Source organism: Mesorhizobium sp. M7A.F.Ca.US.005.03.2.1 (assembly GCF_003997795.1).
Classification (GTDB): domain Bacteria; phylum Pseudomonadota; class Alphaproteobacteria; order Rhizobiales; family Rhizobiaceae; genus Mesorhizobium; species Mesorhizobium ciceri.
The window spans coordinates 1-2,822 of the sequence record NZ_RZRP01000814.1 but is presented as its reverse complement, the minus strand read 5'-3'; the positions used below and the strand labels follow the sequence as shown (position 1 = coordinate 2,822).

At 64.7% G+C, this 2,822-nt stretch carries 4 protein-coding genes; 2 read left to right on the top strand and 2 right to left on the bottom strand.

The window, feature by feature from the left end:
* Together EN991_RS30755 and EN991_RS30750 are read left to right on the top strand one after the other, a co-directional pair.
* Positions 1-369, top strand: a 369-nt coding sequence (locus EN991_RS30755) for an aminotransferase class III-fold pyridoxal phosphate-dependent enzyme (protein ID WP_127370163.1), incomplete at its 5' end; no start/stop codon positions are given.
* Complete coding sequence (locus EN991_RS30750) at positions 366-1,388, top strand: phosphotransferase (protein WP_127370162.1); 1,023 nt, start codon at positions 366-368, stop codon at positions 1,386-1,388. The genes EN991_RS30755 and EN991_RS30750, both read left to right, overlap by 4 nt.
* Before the next feature lie 28 nt (positions 1,389-1,416).
* Here EN991_RS30750 and hpaH read toward each other — a convergent pair whose 3' ends face one another.
* Positions 1,417-2,223, bottom strand: a complete 807-nt coding sequence (hpaH, locus tag EN991_RS30745; protein ID WP_127370161.1) for a 2-oxo-hept-4-ene-1,7-dioate hydratase — start codon at positions 2,221-2,223, stop codon at positions 1,417-1,419.
* Positions 2,220-2,822, bottom strand: a 603-nt coding sequence (locus EN991_RS30740) for a fumarylacetoacetate hydrolase family protein (RefSeq protein ID WP_164769485.1), incomplete at its 5' end; no start/stop codon positions are given. The genes EN991_RS30740 and hpaH, both read right to left, overlap by 4 nt.

Below are 2,822 nucleotides of genomic sequence, written 5' to 3'. Positions count from 1 at the left end.
GCCAATGCCGTTCTCGACGTCATCGAGCAGGAAGATCTCGTTGCCAACGCGCGTGACGTCGGCGCCTATGCACTCAACCTGCTGCGCCCGCTCGCCGATCGCCATGAATGTATCGGCGAGGTCAGGGGCGCTGGCCTGTTCTTCGGCGCCGAACTGGTTCACGACCGCAAGACGCGCGAACCGGCGCCCGACATTGCCGAGCAGGTCGCCAACCGGATGCGCCAGCGCGGCGTGCTGATGGGCAAGACCGGCATCCACGGCAATGTGTTGAAGATCCGCCCGCCAATGCCGTTCTCCCGCGACAATGCCGACTTCCTGATCGGCGTCCTCGACGAAGTGCTTGGCGAAGTCCGCGGAGTGAAGGCGTGAGCGCAGTCTCCGCGCAATCCGAACCCGAGACGGCAGCCGACGTCACGGCGCTGGCCAGGCGCGCGCTCGCCCATTGGGGCATTGATGAGGGTGAGCCGGAGCTGCTGAAATTCCGCGAGAACGCGGTCTTCCGGATCCGTCTGCCCGATGGCCAGCCGGCCGCCATGCGCATTCACCGGTTTGGCTATCACACGGACGCCGCCCTGCGCTCGGAACTGCAATGGATGGGTTTTCTGCAATCGGCCGGCATCGCCACGCCATCTGCGGTCGCCACGCCGGCTGGCGATCTGTTCGTGCTTGTCAGCGCGAACGCCTCAATGCAACCCCGGCAAGTCGATTGCCTGAGCTGGCTGGAAGGCCGCGCCGTCGGCGCGCGAGGCGTGCCGCTGGATTTTACGCCCGAGCAGGCAAGACAGATCTTTACCGAGATCGGGCGAACCATCGCCCACATGCACAATGTCACAGCAGCCTGGACGCCTCCGTCCGGCTTTGCCCGCCATGCCTGGGATTTCGACGGCTTCTTCGGCGCGAACCCGAATTGGGGGCGTTTCGAGACCTCGCCCTTCCTCGACGGTCCTCGCCGGGAGCTGGTTTTGCGGGCGCGCGAAAAGGCCGTGCGCGCGCTATTGACGTATGAACGCAGTGCCCGCAATTTCGGCATCATCCACGCCGACCTGGTGCGCGAGAATGTGCTCGTCCATGATGGTGCGATCCGCATCATCGACTTCGACGATTGCGGCCATGGCTGGCACATGTACGACCTTGCCGTCGCGCTTTACCAGAACCGCGATGAGGCGATCTATCCGCTGATCGAGGCCGCTTTGCTCAAGGGCTATCGGCAGGAGCGCGAACTGACGGCGCGCGACATCGCCGCGCTGCCGCTGTTTTCTGCCTTGCGGGCCTTCGCCTTCCTCGGCTGGGTGCAGAGCCGCGTCGAAGGCGACATCACCAGGGAGGTCGGCCTGCGCATGTCGGCCATCGCAGCCGATGTGGTGATTGCCTATCTGCATGGCGAATAGGGCCGATTGATAAGAACTGGCGGAACCGTCAGCCCTTCGCGAAATGGATGCTGACCGTGCCCGAACTGCCGAAATCGGCGACGATCGTGTCGCCGGGTCGCGCCTCGACCGGACGCACGAACGACCCGGAGAGAACGACCTCGCCGGCAGCGATCGACATGCCGTAGCGGGCGAGCCTGTCGGCCAGCCAGGCAATGCCCATCGCCGGATGGTTGAGCACGCCGGCGCCAAGCCCGGTCTCCTCGACCTCGGCATTGCGCGAGACGATGGCGCCGATCCAGCGCATGTCGGCTTCATCAGGCCGCTGCGGCCGGCCGCCGATGACGATGCCGGCATTGGCGGCATTGTCCGAAATCGTGTCGAAGAAGGTACGCGCCTTCTTGGTCTCGGCATTGACGCGCTCGATGCGCGTATCGAGGATTTCGAGCGCCGGCGTGATGTAGTCGGTGGCGTTGAACACGTCGAAGATCGTCACGCCGGGGCCTTTCAGCGGCGCCTTCATAATGAAGGCGATCTCGGCCTCGACGCGCGGCTGGATAAAGCGGCCGGCGGGAATGGTCGCGCCATCGTCGAAGAACATGTCGTCGAACAGCACGCCCGAATCCGGCGTGTCGATGGCGAGCGCATATTGCATCGCCTTGGAGGTGAGGCCGATCTTCCAGCCCTTCGGCTTCAGCCCGGCATCGATCTTGCGCGTCACCAGCGCTGCCTGCACGCGATAGGCATCCTCCATCGTCGCCTCGGGAAAATCGAGGCTGAGCAGCCGGATCTGGCGGCGTGAGCGCTCGGCCTCGAACAGCCGTGCCGCGGCGTCTTCCACTTGCTCCGGGGTCATGCTGCTTCCTCGTCGACGACGCTGTTTTGAAGCATGCCAATGCCATCGGCCTCCACCTCGATCACATCGCCCGGCTTCAGCCAGATCGGCGGCTCGAAGCGGGCGCCGGCGCCCGTCGGCGTGCCGGTGACGATGATGTCGCCCGGCACCAGCGTGGTGAAGGTCGAGACATAGGCGATAATCTTGCGAAACGAGAAGATCATCCGGCTGGTGCGGTCCTGCTGGCGGATTTCGCCATTGACGCGGGCGGTCAGCGCGATGTCGGCGATCTGCTCCGCGTCGGTGAACGGCACCAGCCAAGGGCCGATCGAGCCGCTGCGGTCGAAATTCTTGCCTTGCGTGACGTTGAACTTGGCATGCCGCACCCAATCGCGGATGGTACCTTCATTGCACAGCGACAGTGCCGCAATATGGCTGAGCGCGTTGGCCTCGGCGATGCGCCGGCCCGCCTTGCCGATGACGATGACGATTTCACCCTCATAATCGAGCTGCGGGGATTCCGGCGGCCGCACCAGCGGCGCGCCATGGCCGACGAAGGAGCGGGGAAAACGGACGAACAGCGACGGATTCGAGGGTGCTGCCTGGCCGTCCTTGTACTC

Bases quoted from the DNA above. Each gene is read 5' to 3' on its own strand.
- hpaH (WP_127370161.1), bottom strand. From the start codon at position 2,223: ATGACCCCGGAGCAAGTGGAAGACGCCGCGGCACGGCTGTTCGAGGCC.